This is a genomic window from Bradyrhizobium sp. S3.3.6, from assembly GCF_040546905.1.
In the GTDB taxonomy this organism is placed as follows: domain Bacteria; phylum Pseudomonadota; class Alphaproteobacteria; order Rhizobiales; family Xanthobacteraceae; genus Bradyrhizobium; species Bradyrhizobium cytisi.
This window is the reverse complement of record NZ_JBEPOT010000019.1, coordinates 24,097-40,730: the sequence shown is the minus strand read 5'-3', so window position 1 is coordinate 40,730 and position 16,634 is coordinate 24,097. Positions and strand designations below refer to the sequence as shown.

At 64.1% G+C, this 16,634-nt stretch carries 14 protein-coding genes; 7 read left to right on the top strand and 7 right to left on the bottom strand.

Annotated elements, in window-relative coordinates; translation table 11 throughout:
• Positions 1-42 precede the first annotated feature (42 nt).
• A complete protein-coding gene (locus ABID59_RS35425) occupies positions 43-1,587 on the top strand; it encodes a porin (protein WP_354086429.1) in 1,545 nt (514 codons plus the stop codon).
• 283 nt (positions 1,588-1,870) lie between these two features.
• Here ABID59_RS35425 and ABID59_RS35420 read toward each other — a convergent pair whose 3' ends face one another.
• The 3 genes from ABID59_RS35420 to ABID59_RS35410 form a co-directional block, all read right to left on the bottom strand.
• Positions 1,871-2,371 (bottom strand): GcrA family cell cycle regulator, encoded by a 501-nt coding sequence (locus ABID59_RS35420; RefSeq protein WP_354032707.1) that lies wholly within the window; start codon positions 2,369-2,371, stop codon positions 1,871-1,873.
• 72 nt (positions 2,372-2,443) lie between these two features.
• Complete coding sequence (locus tag ABID59_RS35415) at positions 2,444-2,641, bottom strand: hypothetical protein (protein WP_007603456.1); 198 nt, start codon at positions 2,639-2,641, stop codon at positions 2,444-2,446.
• Between the two features lie 200 nt (positions 2,642-2,841).
• Positions 2,842-3,783: an acetamidase/formamidase family protein gene (locus tag ABID59_RS35410; protein ID WP_354032708.1), complete on the bottom strand. Its 942-nt coding sequence runs from the start codon at positions 3,781-3,783 to the stop codon at positions 2,842-2,844.
• A gap of 198 nt (positions 3,784-3,981) precedes the next feature.
• Here ABID59_RS35410 and ABID59_RS35405 point away from each other — a divergent pair, with 198 nt between their 5' ends.
• From ABID59_RS35405 to ABID59_RS35390, 4 genes are read left to right on the top strand one after another with little or no spacing between them, the layout of a single operon-like run.
• Positions 3,982-4,749, top strand: coding sequence for a YdcF family protein (locus ABID59_RS35405; protein ID WP_354032709.1), 768 nt, complete (start codon positions 3,982-3,984; stop codon positions 4,747-4,749).
• A 55-nt stretch (positions 4,750-4,804) separates the two neighbouring features.
• Positions 4,805-5,587: a DUF169 domain-containing protein gene (locus ABID59_RS35400; protein WP_148753571.1), complete on the top strand. Its 783-nt coding sequence runs from the start codon at positions 4,805-4,807 to the stop codon at positions 5,585-5,587.
• A 9-nt stretch (positions 5,588-5,596) separates the two neighbouring features.
• Positions 5,597-6,775, top strand: a complete 1,179-nt coding sequence (locus ABID59_RS35395; protein ID WP_354032710.1) for a saccharopine dehydrogenase family protein — start codon at positions 5,597-5,599, stop codon at positions 6,773-6,775.
• Positions 6,776-6,804: 29 nt separating this feature from the next.
• On the top strand, positions 6,805-7,980 hold the full coding sequence (locus ABID59_RS35390; protein WP_354032711.1) for a saccharopine dehydrogenase family protein: 1,176 nt from the start codon (positions 6,805-6,807) through the stop codon (positions 7,978-7,980).
• 160 nt (positions 7,981-8,140) lie between these two features.
• Here the strand turns inward: ABID59_RS35390 and ABID59_RS35385 are convergent, their stop codons facing one another.
• A complete protein-coding gene (locus tag ABID59_RS35385) occupies positions 8,141-9,337 on the bottom strand; it encodes an FAD-dependent monooxygenase (protein ID WP_354032712.1) in 1,197 nt (398 codons plus the stop codon).
• 148 nt (positions 9,338-9,485) lie between these two features.
• On the opposite strand from ABID59_RS35385, the gene ABID59_RS35380 reads away from it, so the two are divergent.
• Positions 9,486-9,962, top strand: coding sequence for a MarR family winged helix-turn-helix transcriptional regulator (locus tag ABID59_RS35380; RefSeq protein ID WP_148753575.1), 477 nt, complete (start codon positions 9,486-9,488; stop codon positions 9,960-9,962).
• On the opposite strand, the gene ABID59_RS35375 is transcribed toward ABID59_RS35380, so the two are convergent.
• The 3 genes from ABID59_RS35375 to ABID59_RS35365 form a co-directional block, all read right to left on the bottom strand.
• A complete protein-coding gene (locus ABID59_RS35375) occupies positions 9,931-11,187 on the bottom strand; it encodes an O-antigen ligase family protein (RefSeq protein ID WP_354086428.1) in 1,257 nt (418 codons plus the stop codon). The two genes, ABID59_RS35380 and ABID59_RS35375, sit on opposite strands and share 32 nt — an antisense overlap.
• Positions 11,188-11,365: 178 nt before the next feature.
• Positions 11,366-12,913, bottom strand: a complete 1,548-nt coding sequence (locus ABID59_RS35370) for an undecaprenyl-phosphate glucose phosphotransferase (RefSeq protein WP_354086427.1) — start codon at positions 12,911-12,913, stop codon at positions 11,366-11,368.
• Positions 12,914-13,032: 119 nt separating this feature from the next.
• Positions 13,033-14,166 (bottom strand): glycosyltransferase family 4 protein, encoded by a 1,134-nt coding sequence (locus tag ABID59_RS35365; RefSeq protein ID WP_148753578.1) that lies wholly within the window; start codon positions 14,164-14,166, stop codon positions 13,033-13,035.
• 202 nt (positions 14,167-14,368) lie between these two features.
• On the opposite strand from ABID59_RS35365, the gene ABID59_RS35360 reads away from it, so the two are divergent.
• Complete coding sequence (locus tag ABID59_RS35360; RefSeq protein ID WP_354086426.1) at positions 14,369-16,615, top strand: GumC family protein; 2,247 nt, start codon at positions 14,369-14,371, stop codon at positions 16,613-16,615.
• The last annotated feature ends 19 nt before the right edge of the window (positions 16,616-16,634 follow it).

Genomic DNA, 16,634 nt, shown 5'->3' with positions numbered 1-16,634 from the left:
ACGGTCCGGTCTCTGTAAAATGAGCAACTTGGAGGTTTTAATATGAAAGTGGTGAAGAGCCTTTTGCTCGGCACTGCGGCGACCCTGATCGCCGTCGGTGGAGCTCAGGCGGCTGATCTTCCGGTCAAGGCCAAGGCGGTCGAATACGTGAAGATCTGCTCGCTCTACGGTGCGGGTTTCTACTACATGCCCGGCACCGACACCTGCATCAAGCTGGGTGGTTACGTCCGCGCTGACGCCATTCTCGGCGGCGCTGGCGACTATGGTTTCAATAACAGCACCAGCAGTGCAAACGGTGGGTCGAACAACCGTCTGACCAACTACTACTACAGCCGCGCCCGTATGGACCTCAATGTCGATACCCGCACGGCGACCGAGTACGGCGTTGTTCGCACCTACGCCGACATGGTTTTCACCTATGATACGTCCAACGTCACCGGCAGCAGCCCGTCGGCGATCTCGCCGAGTGCGCCTGCGCTCGGTCTCTTCCATGCGTTCATCCAGTTCGCCGGGTTCACCATGGGCCGCACGGTCTCGATCTTCGATGCCCCGTGGCAGAGCTATCCGGCTGGCGGTCCCGACTCCATTCCGGGCGGCAGCAATCACACCAACGGTATAAACCAGTTCGCTTATACCGCTGACTTCGGCCAGGGCATCACCGGTTCGATCGCGCTGGAGGAGGAGACGACGGCGTCGAACGGCCAGTCGAACCTGTGGAACGTTACCGCCTTCACGGCCAGCGGTTCTGTTAGTGGTGCGGGTGTCCCGCTGTTTTCCTCCGCTGCTACAAACGCTGGTAACGCTCTCATCCAGGGCAACTACGGCGTCAACGCTTGGGGTGGAACGCGCGTCCCCGATATCACCGGTGCTGTTCGTGTTGACCAGGCCTGGGGGCTTGCCCAGTTCTCGGTTGCCGCGCATGACCTGCATCCTGGTTACTACGCACAAACGGAACCGTCCGGTCATCCGTCGGACAAGTGGGGCTGGGCTGTGCAGGGCTCGCTGTCGATCAAGAACATCCCGACTGGTGCGGGCGACGTTGTCAACTTGCAGGCCGTCTACACGGACGGTGCTACGCGCTACAACTTCCAGAGCCTGTTCCCGCAGAGCTTCTTCATGTTCGGCGGTAGCAGCACGGCGTACCAGAGCATCGGCTTTGCCGGTCTTGCTGACGGCGTCTTCGGTGCCGGCGGCAGCATCGACACCGTCAAGACCTGGGGTATCCGTGGTGGCTATACCCACAACTGGAGCCCGAACTGGGCGAGCGCCGTGTACGGCGGTTATGCCCAGCTGAAGTACGGTACCACGGGCAAGGCCCTGATCTGCGCCAACTTCGCTCCGATCGCGGTGGCCGGTTCGACCTGTAACCCGGACTTCAACTTCGGCGTCGTCGGTGTCAACACCGTCTGGACTCCGGTCAAGAACCTGGCGTTCACGGCCGACCTGAGCTGGTCGCGTCTGGACCAGAAGTACTCCGGCGCCGTCACTGTCCCGGCGATTTCGACTGCCGCCAAGCCGGCTGCGGTGTATGAGCTGAAGGACCAGAACTCGGTGACCATGATGCTGCGCGCTCAGCGCAACTTCTAATATCGATCGCGCAAATCGATCAGAGACCCCGGCGGGAAACCGCCGGGGCTTTTTTCTGGAGCGGTGGTGATTTCGAGAAACCGAACTCTCCTGCACGGACGGCGAAGACGAGCTATGCGAATCCATCGCCACCAAACTTATTTACTTACCTGAGTTGCTCAGGTATATATCTGTCAGCCGGTTCCAAATGATCTCGGCTCTTAGCTTCACGCTAAGCCTCCAGAGAACCTCCGGTAGTGCCCTGCCGGAGGTTTTTCGTTGTGGGGCAGGGGGACGGCGGGCTTCAGCCGCGCATGACACGCCCACGCGAGTTTGGCCGGTAGGCGAGGCGGCTGTGGCCGGTGCAATAGGACTGTCCGTCGTGCGCGGCGTTGCCGCAGAAGCAGAAATCCTCGGCGCCGGGCGTCGAGATCGGCCAGCGGCAACGGTTTTCGCCGAGCTCCATCAGCGAGCAGCGATTGGCCTCGTCGATCGGCCCGGTCGCGACAGGCCCATCCGCTTCGCCGTAGATCGTGGCGAGCATCTCAAATTGCAGCCGGGGCACCGCTTTTGGCGCGCGTGGGGCGCTAGGCCTGTTCTGATTCCTGTCTTGATTCCTATCCTGGAGCCTGCGTTCGTCGACCGAGCGGCCACGCGTGAGATTGAGGCGTGACAGCTTGCCGATCACGGCGTTGCGGCTGACGCCGATGTCGGCGGCGATCTCGCGGCAGGACAGGCCAGCCTCGAAGTGCTGCTTCAGAAGTTCGATGCGTTCGTTGGTCCAGGTTGGTGAGAGAACAGGCATTGTAACGGTCCCAGGTTGCGACAATCGACCAACCGCTCCTCGAGATCCGTCCGCTTCACGTTCGGCGTGCGCTCACGTCCTGCCATTGTCGCGAATCGACAAAAGCCCGTCCTTGATGGCGAGACGGATGCCTTCCTCGATCAATGTCCGCGCGACGCCGGGAACGCTGGTGCCGTGGGTGCCCTGTCTCACCAACTTCTCCAGGTAGGTGATGGTCGAGAGCGCCAAGGTTACGGGAATTCGGTCAGTCTCGGCTTTTTCGGTGGCCATGGCCCGAACGCTAGCCTCTTACTCGGGTACATAAAAGTAACGATTAAGACTCTATTTAGGTTCAGGGGCAGAAGTCAAATGCAGGCTGAGCCCATCGCTTAGCCCGTTGGAATCGCGAACGAAATCAGACGTGATTCAGCGCGCCGCCGGCATGTCCAGGCGGTGGGCGCGCGTGGAGTGGTCAGGAAGTGCCGGCGCGGTCAGCCGTGCACGATCGCCTTTTCGATCATGCAATGGATGCCCTTGGAGCCGTTGACGGTCTGGGTCACCCGCAGATCGGCCGCGAGACTGCACAGTGTATATGCGTCCTCGCGCGACAGGTTTCGCGTCTCGCCAAGCAGCACGATCATGTCGCGCAGCGCCCGCACCGCGCATTGGTCGAGGTCGGGGTCCATCGCCATGGTCATGTAGTGGGTCGTCGTCTCCGCGCGCGGATAGTCGAACCGCAAATCCTTGCGCAGCGTCAGCCGGAAGCGGCCCTGCAACGCCGTTTCGATCGCGGTGACGCAGACCTCGCCGTCGCCCTGCACGCCATGACCGTCACCGCAGGAGAACATCGCGCCCGGGACGAACACCGGCAGATACAACGTCGCGCCGGCGCCGAGCTCCTTGTTGTCGAGATTGCCGCCCATGGCGCGGGGAACGAGCGAGGAGATGCGGCCCCAGGCCGGCGGCGGCGAGACGCCCATCACGCCGAAGAATGGTTTTAGCGGCAGGTCGAGGCCCCACGGCATCCGGCCGACCATCCGCGACCGGTCCAGCGGGATGTTGAGGATTCGTGTCTCGTGGAAGTCGTCGGGCAGGGTGCCGGACAGCGGCTTGATCATGTTCCAGCCCCAGTCCTGGCGGAGCTGGACGTCGAGGATCTCGACTGCGAGCACATCGCCGGTCTCGGCGCCTTCGACCGCGATCGGGCCGGTCAGGATGTGGCCGGGAAGCATGCGCTCGTTTTTGGCATGAACCTCGAACATCTCCGGCGGAATGTGAAACTTGCTGCGGTCCGGCAGCATGTCCGGGCCGCCGCTGATGGTATCGACTGTCACCTCATCGCCGCTGGCGATGGTGAGGGCGGGCTTGAGCGCGGCTTCAAAGAAGCCCCAATGGCAGGTTTCGGGACTTGAATGCAGGTGATGATGGGTCATTTGCCGCGTCCAATCGGTTTCATCAGAACTTGTCGTGAGATCCTGTTATGCAGATCCTGTTATGCCCCGGCTTGACCTGGCAATCGATCCTCTCCCAAGAAGATTTCTGAATGGGCGGGCGGGTCAAGCCCGCGCACCACGATCATTTCAGCGAGGTTTCTCCTGTATTTCATTCTTTCCAAGACGTTTGGCGCCGCAATGGTGCCGATCAATCTTCTGGTCGAGCTCGGGATCATCTCGGTCGTGCTGATGGCAACGCGCTTTGCCGGGCTCGGCCGGAAACTGGCCGCGACCACGCTGGTTCTGCTCGCGCTCGCCGCGTTTTCGCCGCTCGGCAATTTGCTGCTCTATCCGCTGGAGTCGCGCTTTCCCGCGTGGGATCCGTCGCGCGGTGTCCCCGACGGCATCGTCGTGCTGGGCGGCTCAGTCGATACCGATCTGTCGGCAGCACATCACACGCCGGTGGTCTCGCACGCGGCCGATCGCCTGCTTGCCCCTGCCGAGCTTGCGCGCCGCTATCCGAATGCGCGCATCGTCTTTACAGGGGGCTCTGGCAACCTGGTCGCAACGGGAGCCAGGGAAGCCGACTATTCTGCCCCCATCCTGGAAAATACCGGCATACCCAGAGAACGCCTGATCCTGGAGCGCGAGTCACGCAACACGTACGAGAATGCGATCTTCACGAAGCGGTTGGTGGCGCCGAAGCCGGGCGAGCGCTGGCTGCTGGTGACGTCGGCCTATCACATGCCGCGTTCGGTCGGAATTTTCCGCACGGCTGGATTTGACGTCGAAGCCTATCCCGTGGACTGGCGGATGGGCGGACGCGACGATCTGTTCTCGTTCACCAATATCGGCGCGGATGGTCTCGGCCGGACCGATACGGCTATGCGCGAATGGATCGGGCTTGTGGCCTCCCGCCTCGTGGGCCGGACCAGCGAGTTGCTTCCCGGGCCGGCCAAGGACTAGAACGGGCCCGAGAGGCCCAACAGAGGCGCCGGAATCGGCGCGCCGGGAGGATGCCATGCAGCAGCAAGCCGCTGATACGATCGATCTTGCCGGCCTGGTGGCCGATCTCAACAGCCTGCTGCGGCTGAAGACCACGGTGATCGGCATGAAGCTGTTCGCGCATGCCGCGGACATGGAGGCGATCCCGAAGATCAGGCGGCCGAATGCGGTCCACACCACCGACCAGATCGTCAGCATGGCCTCGCGCCTGGGGTGGACCGTCGGCATTACCGGCGACGATCTCGTCGGCGCGCAGTGCCGCGCTGTGATCGGGCTCAGCCCGCAGGACGAGAAATGGCTTGCCGGCGAAAATTATGTCGGCGTCTGGCACGGCACCGCGGAGGATGCGCGCAAGCGCCAGGAGGCACTGGACGTGGTTCCGTTCGGGCAATATCAGGCGCTCGCGGTCAGTCCGCTTGCGAGCGGGCGGCTCGATCCGCCCGACATCTGCCTCGTTTACGCGACGCCCGGGCAGATGATCATCCTGATCAACGGGCTGCAATATACCGGCTACAAGAAGTTCGAATGGGGGGTGGTCGGTGAGACCGCTTGCGCGGATTCCTGGGGGCGGGCGCTCAAGAGCGGCGAGCCCAGCCTGTCCTTGCCATGCTATGCCGAACGGCGCTATGGCGGCGTGCCGGACGAGGAGATGCTGATGGCCTTGAAGCCTGCGCATCTCGCCAAGGCGATCGAGGGCATGAAGGCGCTGGCCAGGAACGGCCTGCGCTATCCGATTCCGCCCTATGGGATTCAAAGCGACGTCCGCGCCGGCATGGGCGTGAGTTACGCCAAGAAGTAAAGGTCGACCATGAGCTCTGCGAAATTCGACATCGTCGTCTACGGCGCGACCGGTTTCACCGGTCAGCTCGTCGCAGAATATCTGACTAAGCATTATAAGAGCGACAAGACACTCAAATGGGCGATGGCGGGGCGCAGCCTTGGGAAGCTGAAATCGGTGCGCGATGCGATCGGCGCGCCTGGCAATACGCAGCTCATTGTCGCGGATGCATCGGATGCCGCCTCGCTGAAGGCGATGGCAGAGCAGACGATGTCGGTGATCACGACGGTCGGTCCGTATCAGCTCTACGGCGAGGAACTGCTCGCGGCCTGCGTCGCCACCGGCACGGATTATTTCGATCTCTGCGGTGAGCCGATCTGGATGCGGCAGATGATCGACAAGTACGAGGCGGCTGCAAAGGAAAGCGGCGCGCGCATCGTATTCTCCTGCGGCTTCGACTCCGTGCCGTTCGAGCTCGGTACGTTCTTCGTGCAGGAAGAGGCCAAACGCGTGTTCGGCGCACCGGCGTCGCGTGTAAAAGGCCGCGTGCGCGACATGCGCGGCACGCTGTCGGGCGGCACCGCGGCGAGCGCCAAGGCGACCTTCGATGCTGTCGCCAAGGACATCAGCCTCATTGCAATCCTGAACGACCCGTTCGCGCTGACGCCGGGCTTCACCGGTCCGAAGCAGCCGAAGGGCAACAGGTCGCTGCTCGAGGAGGATCTGCAATCCTGGGCCGCGCCGTTCATGATGGCGCTGATCAACACCCGCAACGTCCATCGCTCCAACATGCTGATGGGCTTTCCCTACGGTCAGGACTTCGTCTACGACGAGATGGTTCTGACAGGTCCCGGCGAGAAGGGCGAGGCCAACGCCAAGCGCGTGATGGCGGCCAACGCCGAGAAGACTGGCCCGAGCGCGCCGAAGCCGGGTGAGGGACCGTCGAAGGAAGAGCGCGAGAACGGGCTCTTCAATCTGCTTTATGTCGCGATCGCGCCCGACGGCCGCATGGTCCGCGCCGGTGTCACCGGCGACCGCGATCCCGGCTACGGCTCGACCTCGAAGATGATCTCCGAATGCGCCATCTGCATGCTGCGCGACGTGACCGATGTCGCCGCCGGCTTCTGGACCCCGGGCGCAGCGATGCAGGACAAGCTGATCAAGCGGCTGCGGGACAATGCGGGGCTGACGTTCGCAGTGGAAGCATAGGGTCTGCGATCCCCAAGGAGGCGTGATCCGTGTCCGCGAAGTTCGACATCGTCGTCTATGGCGCAACGGGATATACCGGCCAGCTCGTCGCCGAATATCTCGCCACGCACTACCTCGGTGAGGGGGCGCCGGCATGGGCGATGGCGGGGCGCAGCAGAGACAAGCTCGAATCCGTTCGCGACGCGATCGGCGCACCCGCGGACACACCGCTCATCGTTGCGGATGCCGCCGATCCTGCGTCGCTGCGGGCGATGGTCGGTCAGGCGAAGCTGGTCGTCACCACGGTCGGTCCGTACCAGCTTTATGGGTCCGACCTGCTTGCCGCCTGCGTTGCGTCGGGTACCGACTACATGGATCTCTGCGGCGAGCCGATCTGGCTTAAGCAGATGATCGACAAGCATGAAGCGGCCGCCAGGACGAGTGGCGCGCGCGTCATATTCTCCTGCGGCTTCGACTCAATCCCCTTTGAGCTCGGTACGTTCTTCGTGCAAGAGGAAGCCAGGCGCGTGTTCGGAGCGCCGGCGCCGCGCGTCAAAGGGCGCGTCCGCGACCTCAGCTGGAAGTTCTCCGGCGGCACCTCGGCGAGCGCGAGGGTCACCTTCGAGGCGGTTGCGCAGGACCTCAGCCTGGTCTCGATCCTCAAGGACCCGTTTGCATTGACGCCCGGCTTCGAAGGACCCAAGCAGCCGCGTGGCAACAAGCCGGTTTTCGAGGAGGACCTGCAATCCTGGTCCGCCCCGTTCGCGATGGCGACGCTCAACACGCGCAACGTCCATCGCTCCAACATGCTGATGGGATTCCCGTATGGCAGGGATTTCGTCTACGACGAGATGGTGCTGACGGGAGCGGGGGACGAAGGACAGGTCAACGCCAGGCGCGTCATGGCCGCCAACAGCGAAAAGACCGGCCCCGAGGCGCTCAAGCCCGGTGAGGGACCGTCGAAGGAAGAGCGCGACAACGGCCATTACGACCTGCTTTATGTCGCGATTGCGCCCGACGGCCGTCAGGTCCGCGCGGCCGTGAAGGGCGATCTCGATCCGGGCTATGCCTCAACGGCGAAGATGGTTTCCGAATGTGCGATCTGCCTGCTGCGCGACACGCCGGATGTTCCGGCCGGGCTCTGGACCCCAGGCGCAGCGATGCAGCACAAGCTGATCAAGCGCTTGCGGGAGCATGCGGGGCTGACGTTCGCGGTGGAGAAGTAGGTGCCTTCTTCGCCTCGCCCCGCTTGCGGGGAGAGGCCGACGCGCGGAACGCGCGGCGGGTGAGGGGGAGTCTCCGCGAGTCCAACTTTCACCGTTTTCGCGGAGGCAGCCCCTCACCCCGACCCTCTCCCCGTAAGAACGGGGAGAGGGAGGAGGACTCCTACACCGCCCGCGCGTCGTACGCGTACATGAACTCCATGCTCTTCGATCCCAACGGCAACAGCCATTTCATCATCTGATTTCTCATCCAGGCGCCGGTGGCGCTGAATTCGCGCTTGCTGTTGCCGTTGCGGCGCGCCAGAGCAACGATCTTTTCCGCGCGCGGGCGTCGCTCGGCCTCGAAGGCCTGGAAGGTGGCGGTTAGCTCCTGGCCCTCCTGCATCAGACGGGCGAGCCGCATCGCATCTTCCAGCGCGAGCGAAGCGCCCTGGCCGGCATGGGGGCTGGTTGCATGCGCGGCATCGCCGATCAGCAGCGAGCGCTTGCGTGACCAGGTCGGCAAGGTTGCGACGTCGAGCGTGTCGGTGACCACGATGTTCTCGGCTGCCTCGATGATGGCGGGGATCGGATCGTGCCAGCCGTGATGGAAGCCGCGCAGATGCTGCTTCAGCGTCGCCGCGTCGAGCGCACGGAACATCGCGGCATCCATGCCGTGCGCCGGCTGCGTGCTCCACCACATCACGCCGTCGCTCGGATCCGGGCTGCAATAGCCGTAGCCGAAGAAGCCGCTCTGCCCGAAGGTGGTCTCGACATGCCGGCCGATCGCGCGGCCGTCGAGCACGGCATGGGGCACGAAGCCGCCGAACCCGATCAGGCCGGTGTTGAACGGCGTTGGCCCGTCCGGCACCACCTGACGCCGCGTGATCGAATGCACGCCATCGGCGCCGATCAGGAAGTCGCCCTCGGCAGTAGTGCCGTCGGCGAAATAGGCGATGATCGGCTGGTCGCCGCGATCCTCGATCTTGATCAGGCGCTTGTCGAAATAGAGCGAGACACAGGCGCACCAGGCCTTGTCGATCAGCATCTCGTTCAGCGTGGCGCGGCAGACATTGACCGCCGGCTGGCCGAAGCGCCGAGCCATGTCGCGGTTGATCGAGCCGAGCCTTCGGCCTTCTTGCGAATAGAAGTCGAAGGACTCTGCGATCGAACCGCGGCTGATCAATTCGCCAGCGAGCCCGATCTCGTCCATGATTTGCATGCCATTCGGCGCGATCTGGAGACCGCCACCAATGCCCTTTGAGTAGGGCCAGGCCTCGTAGATCGCGGATTCGATGCCGGCGCGGCGCAGCAGGATCGCGGCTACGGGCCCGGCGATGCCGGCGCCGATGATCAGGGCCTTGCGGGGACGATGAGGCATTGGCTTGCTCCCGACGTTTCCGTGATGCTAGGAAAAATTACGGTCACTAAATCTCTTAGTGACTAAGATATATATCGACTAAGAGATGAGGTGAGCCTTGTCAAGGGCGAAGGCGCGCACGGCACTACTGGGAGAATTGGAAGAGGCGATGCGGCGGTCGTCCGCGCAGGGCGTGCTCTATGGGCAAGCCGTTGCAAACGTAGCCGGAATTGCCAACTCCGACCTCGAATGCATGGACATCCTCTATCTCGAGGGACGCGTGACCGCGGGTCGGCTTGCCGAGGTGACGGGGCTCACGACCGGCGCCATCACCGGCGTAGTCGACCGGCTCGAGAAGGCAGGCCTCGTGCGCCGCGAGCGGGACGAGGCCGATCGCCGCAAGGTTTACATCGCCGTCGTGCCGGAGACCGCCATGAAGATCGGCGAGCTCTATGTGCCGATGCAACAGGCGATGGAGAAGGTCTGGAACGCCTATTCCGACGAGGAACTGCGCCTGCTGCTGCGTTTCGCCAACGAGGGCTACAAGGGCGTGCTTGCGGCGACCGCTGCACTGAAGGGCCTGCTCGACACGCCGCCGGAGAAGCGGCCCGCGCTCAAGCTGAAGAAGCATCCTCGCCAGACTTGATCTTGTAGGCCTGTGCGGCCGCGATCATGCCCCACATCGCGCCGAGCATCATCCAGAAGTGCCGCCAGTGGTCGGTGTCGATCACGAAACTCTCGCCGACGGTGCCGACGAAGGCCGCGAACACCGCGAGATAAGCGCGCTGCCAGGGCACGCGGACGAAGACGTGGCGGAGGCCCGTGATGACGGTGGTGAAGACCAGCGCGGGATAGCACACGCCGGAGAGCCAGCCGCCGGACATGAAGGCGTTCAGATAGGAATTGTGGGTGTCCTCGGGAAAGAACCGGTGGAATTGTAAGGGACCGATGCCGAACGGCAGGTCGAGCGCCATCTCCGCGCCGAGAATGTGCCGGCCGAACCGGCCGAAGCGGCCTTCGTCATAGCTCTGGTCGAAGCTCGCGCGCTGCTTGAACATCTCGGCGATGGAATCGAACGACAGCAGCACCGCGATCAGCGCGAGACCCAGCACCACCGCGACGATGGCCATGATGATGATGCGCGAGCGCTGCGCATTGGTGCGGCTGGTCAGCACCATCAGCGCCAGCATGAAGGCCGAGGTCAGGACCAGCCCGCCCCAGGCGGCGCGGGAGAAGGCGAGCAGGATCGCCAGCGACATGATGCCGAAGGCGATGACGTTGCGGAACGCCTTGGCCAGCTTGTCCGAGACCACGCTCTGGAGCGCGAACAGCGCCGGCAGGATCAGGAAGGCGCCGAGCACGTTCGGGTCCTTGAAGGTGCCGCGTGCGCGCTCGTACAGCGTCAGGAGATCGTGGCCGCCCGGAACGAGGTTGAAGTAGCCGGCGATCGCCGAAAGCGATGCGATCATCGCGCCGACCACGAGGCCGCGGCGCAGCATGTCCAGGCGCGCCGCCGTGTCCTCGGAGGTCACCATGGCGAAGAACACCACGGTCACCGCCATGTACCACGAGGTCGCGATCCAGCTTGCGACCTCGGACTGGTCGAGCAGCGGGATCGCGCTGATGGTGTAGCCGACATTGAGCAGGACCAGAGCCAGCACCAGTGGCATCAGCACGAGCTTGAGCCGCAGGCCGGTGGCGAAGAAGGCGACGGTGGCGAGCAGCGTCGCGATCTCGTAGGGGCTCGGCTCGATGAAGACGATCGCGCCGGACGCACCGACCAGCCACACCAGCGCGCGCTGGAGGGCCAGCACGCCGGGCGCAGCGCGAACCGCTGCATTCATTTCCCCGGCTATTGCCGCATACACCATCACACGCTCACGCTACTGGAAACACAATACTTCCGTCGTCATGCCCCGCCTTGTGCGCACTTGCGCACTGGGGCGGGGCATCCAGTACTCCGAGCTGTTCGTGGCAGTTTCCGCTGCCGGCGATTACTGGATCGCCCGGTCAAGCCGGGCGATGACAGTGGGGCTGGGGGACCACAACTCAATACGCGTTCTCGTTCTTGGTCAGCAGCGAGAGCGGCGTCTTCAGGAGAATGACGAGGTCGAACAGCACCGACCAGTTCTCGATGTAATAGAGGTCGAACTCGACGCGCTTCTGGATCTTCTCTTCGTTGTCGATCTCGCCGCGCCAGCCATTGATCTGGGCCCAGCCGGTGATGCCGGGCTTGACGCGATGGCGGGCGAAATAGCCATCGACGGCTTCGTCGAACAGGCGGCTCTGCAGCTTGCCCTGTACCGCATGCGGACGCGGGCCAACCAGGGAGAGATTGCCGGAGAACAACACGTTGAAGAGCTGCGGCAGCTCGTCGAGGCTGGTCTTGCGAATGAAGCGGCCGACGCGGGTGACGCGCGGATCGTTCTTGGTCACGACCTTCGATGCGGTCGGGTCGGTCTGGTGGTGATACATCGAGCGGAACTTGTAGACGTCGATACGCTCGTTGTTGAAGCCGAACCGCTTCTGGCGGAACAGGACCGGGCCGGGGCTATCGAGCCGCACCGCCAGCGCCACCAGCGCCATCACGGGAAGTGCAGCGAGCAGCGCGAGGCTGCCGACGACGCGGTCGAACAGCCATTTCATCACCAGATCCCAGTCGGTGATCGGCGCCTCGAACACGTCGAGCGTCGGCACCTCGCCGAGATAGGAATAGGAGCGGGGTCGGAAGCGCAGCTTGTTGGTGTGCGCGGAGAGGCGGATGTCGACCGGCAACACCCAGAGCTTCTTCAGCATCTCCAGGATTCGCGTCTCCGCCGAGATCGGCAGCGCGAACAGCACCAGATCGACCCGGGTACGGCGGGCGAATTCGACGATGTCGTCGACCTTGCCGAGCTTGTGCGCGCCGGCGCAGGTATCGAGCGCGCGGCTGTCGTTGCGGTCGTCGAACACGCCGAGCACGTGGATGTCGGAATCCTCCTGCGCCTTCAGCGCCTCGACCAGCTGCTCGCCATTGCTGTCGGAGCCGACGATGATGGTGCGGCGATCGAGCCGGCCCTGGCGCGCCCAGCTGCGCACCAGCGAACGCAGGACCAGGCGTTCGGCAACCAGCGCCGCAAGGCCGAGGAAGTAGAACGCGGCAAGCCACAGCCGCGACATGTCGCTGCCGAACTTGGCGAAAAAGGAGATGCCGATGAACAGCAGGAACACGAACGACCAGGACGAGATCATCCGCGTCATCTGTCGAAGCTGGCCGCGGAACAGCTGCACCTGATAGATGTCGGCGGCCTGGAAGCAGACCACGGCGGCGAGCGCGACGGCTATGATCTCTGCGGGATAGACCCAGCTGAAGCCGACGAGCGGCATGACGTATGCGACATACACGGCGATGCCGATCACGCTCAGCAGCGCGAAATCGATGGCGCGCGCAAAGCCGGTGATCACGATCGGCGAATAGGCGCGTGCGACCTTCTGGTTCACGACGTCGAGTGCGGCCGGCGTCAGGCGGCGGCGTCGCTCGACAAACGGCTGGTCAGCCGGCTTGGCCGCGGCGCTGGTTGCGGCATCGAGCATCGAGCGTGCGTTGAGCGGTTCCACAGGCGTCCACGTCCATTCCAACGACCCGCGGGCGCGGCTTTGCATCCCCGGGCAAGCATCCCCTGGCACCTCGATTATCGGACAAATCGGAAGATTCTCTAAAGCGGCCTTAATGATGGTTAATGATTTGCAAATGCGTCGCGGTAACCTGCGATCACGCCGTCAACCATCGCCTGCTGGGAGAAATGCGTCGAGATCCGCTCGCGGAGCGACACTGCGCGTTGGGCGGTTCCCTGCGGATTATCGAGCGCGGTCGCGATCGCCTCGGCCATGGCTTCGGCGTTGCTCGTCGCGAACAGGGCCGGGCTCTCCGGCCCGAAGATCTCGGGGATGCCGCCGACGCGCGCTGCGATCATGGGGACGCCGGCCGCGCCCGCCTCGATCACGACATAAGGCATGGAATCGCCGCGCGAGGGAACGACCAACAGGCGCCCCTTGGAAAAGCCGTAGCGCGCCTTGACGTGGCCGGTGAAGCGGATCGCGTCCGCCAGGCCGAGCCGCCCGACCTGCGCTTTCAACGTCGCCGTCTCCTCGCCGTCGCCGCCGAGCGTCAGCGTGACCCTTTTGCCGTTCTCGTGCAGCCGCGCCACTGCGTCGACCAGGAGGTCGGCGCCCTTGATGTGCCTGAATTCGCCGACATAGGCGAGGTCGGTGGCATCGTCGGCGATAACGACGGGCTCGAACTCCTCTGGCGTCACGCCGTTGAAGACGCAATGCACGACGCCCTTGGGCGTGCCGACGATGCGCTGGTAGGTGTCGCGGGCAAAGGCGCTTTCGAACAGGAACAAATCCGTCGCATCCATCAGCGTACGCTCGAGCCGCGCGTAGAACTCGCCCTTCAGGGTATTGAGCGGATAGTGCAGCGAGCCGCCATGCGGGGTGTAGATGCGGATGGTGTCGTCCGCGCGGCGCCGCATGCGCACGAAGGCGCCGGCCTTGGCACCGTGGCCGTGCAGGACGTCCGGCTTGAGCGTGGCGATCAGGCGGCGCATGCGCAGCCAAACCAGGAAATCCTCCGGCGAGGGTTCGCGGCGGATCGCCAGCCGATGCACGCCGAGCTTCAGCCGCGGCGCGAGTTCAGCCAGCGCCTTGTCCGCACGTTCGCCGCCGGTCAGGCCGTCGGCGAGAATCCCGACAAGATGACCGCGATCGACCTGGCCGTTGGCGAGGTCAAGGATGTGCCGGAAGATGCCGCCGACGGGCGCACGTACGGCGTGAAGGATGCGAAGCGGCTGGTCGGGAGAGGGGGGCATGATCAAAGCCAGCGCTCGACGGCGAATGCCGAACAATGTTCTCGAAATATCGAGATGGATTAAGGGGCCTCGTGGTTAACAAACGGTGACGAGCGCGCGTGCGTTGCTCGCGAGACGTGGCGATTAACCCAGCGGCAACCTTAATGGAGTGTAATCGGCCCCATTGAGGTACATGTGTGGCGTTGCCCTGCGGGAGTGTTCGATGCGTTTAGCGTTCTGGCGTGCCGGCAAGGACAAGGCCGTCATCGAGCGGGCCGTTTCGAAGGCCAAGCTTGAGGCTAAGCCTGAGACCAAGCCCAGAGTTGAAGCTCGGCCCGCGCCGGCCGTTGCGCAGCCGGCATCAGCCGAATCTGGTGACATCGATCTGCACGCGCTTGGCGGCGCGCTTGCGCGCAAGCGCGGCTGGATCATCGTGCCGACGATGCTGGCTCTCGTCGCCTCCGTCGCGATCGTCAATCTCATCACGCCGCGCTACAAATCCGAGTCGCGCATCCTGATCGACGGCCGCGAGAACGTGTTCCTGCGCCCGAGCAGCGACCGCAGCACCGAGGAGCGGCAGGCGCTCGACCCCGAGGCCGTCACCAGCCAGGTGCAGCTCGTGCTGTCGCGCGACCTCGCGCGTGAGATCATCAAGAAGAACAAGCTTGCGGAGCGCCCCGAGTTCGACCCGGTGCTGCAAGGCGTCTCCCCGCTGAAGTCGCTCGCGGCGCTGGTCGGCATCGGCCGCGATCCGTTTTCGATGACGCCGGAAGAGCGCGTGCTCGACGCCTATTACGATCGCCTCCAGGCCTACTCCGTCGACAAGTCGCGCGTCATCGTGGTCGAATTCCAGTCGCAGGATCCCGAGCTGGCGGTGCGCGTCGCCAATTCGATCGCGGATGGCTATCTCGTGCTCCAGCAAAATGCGCGCCAGGATCAGGCCCGCAACGCCAGCCAGTGGCTTTCGGGCGAGATCGAGAACCTGCGCAAGAAGGTCTCCGACGCCGAAGCCAAGGTCGAGGACTTCCGCTCCAAATCGTCGCTGTTCGTCGGCACCAACAACACCACGCTGTCGAACCAGCAGATGGGCGAGGTCAACACCCAGCTCAACAATGCACGCTCGATGAGGGCTGACGCAGAGTCCAGGGCTCGGCTGATCAAGGAGATGCTGCAGAGCGGCAAGCCGATCGAGGCCTCCGAGGTGGTGAACTCCGAGCTGATGCGGCGGTTGTCGGAGCAGCGGGTGACGCTGCGTGCTCAGCTCGCCGAACAGTCGTCTACGCTGCTAGGCAATCACCCGCGGATCAAGGAATTGAAGGCGCAGCTCGGCGACCTCGACAATCAGATCCGTGACGAGGCGGCCAAGATCTCGCGCTCGCTCGAAAGCGACGCGCGGATCGCCGGCGGCCGGGTCGACGGCCTGACCGCGAGCCTCGAGCAGCTCAAGAAGCAGGCGACCTCGACCAACGGTCAGGATGTTCAGCTGCGTGCGCTCGAGCGTGAAGCCAAGGCGCAACGCGACCTGCTCGAGACCTATCTTGGAAAATACCGCGAGGCCAGCACTCGCGAGAGCATCGATTCCGCGCCGGCGGAAGGCCGCATCATCTCGCGCGCCATCGTCTCAAACACGCCCGCCTATCCGAAGAAGCTGCCGATCGTGCTGATCGCGACGCTGGCGACACTGCTGCTCTCGTCAGGTCTCGTGGTCACCGGTGAGCTTCTGCGCCAGACCGCGCCGCGCGCCCTTGCTGCGCTCCCGCGGTCTGTGGCTCGCCAGGAGCCGGTCGTCGATGCGCCGGTTGTCGATGCGGTCGAGATCGAGCCGGCCCCGCTTCAGCCAACGATGACGGCCAATGCCGATGTCAGCGAGTTTGCAGAGATCGGGCAACTGGCCGAAAGCCTGATTGCTGCAGGGGCGGGTGCGAAGAAGATCACCGTGCTCGGCACCGCCTCGGGCGATGCCATCACGCTGTCGACCCTGACGCTCGCCCGCCATCTCGCACGCAGCGCGCGCGTCGTCGTGGTCGATCTCGCCGCGTCCTCGCCGACGATTGCTGCGGTGTCGGTCGATCCGACGGCGCCCGGTCTTGCGGAATTGATGCAAGGGCAGGTCTCGTTTGCGCAGGTCATCACGCGCGACAAGCTCTCGCGGCTGCACCTGGTCATGGCTGGCCGTCCCAGCTTCGATCGCAGCCTGCTTCAGTCGCCGCGGGTGACGCTCGCGATCGATGCCCTGCTGCGCGCCTACGACCACGTGCTCGTTGACGCCGGCAGTGCCGAAGACTTGCCTGCAGAGCTGCTGACGGCGAATGCTCGCGCCGTCGTGGTGCCCGATGTCTCGATGGAGGCGGATGCACGCGTGCTGATGTGCGAGCAGCTCAAGGCCGTCGGCTTCAGCGAAGTGACGATGCTGAGCCGGCCGGTGCAGCCGTCGGAAGGGATGGAAGGACCGCGCGTGGTGGCGGCGTAAGGAGAGGGAGCGCCTCGGT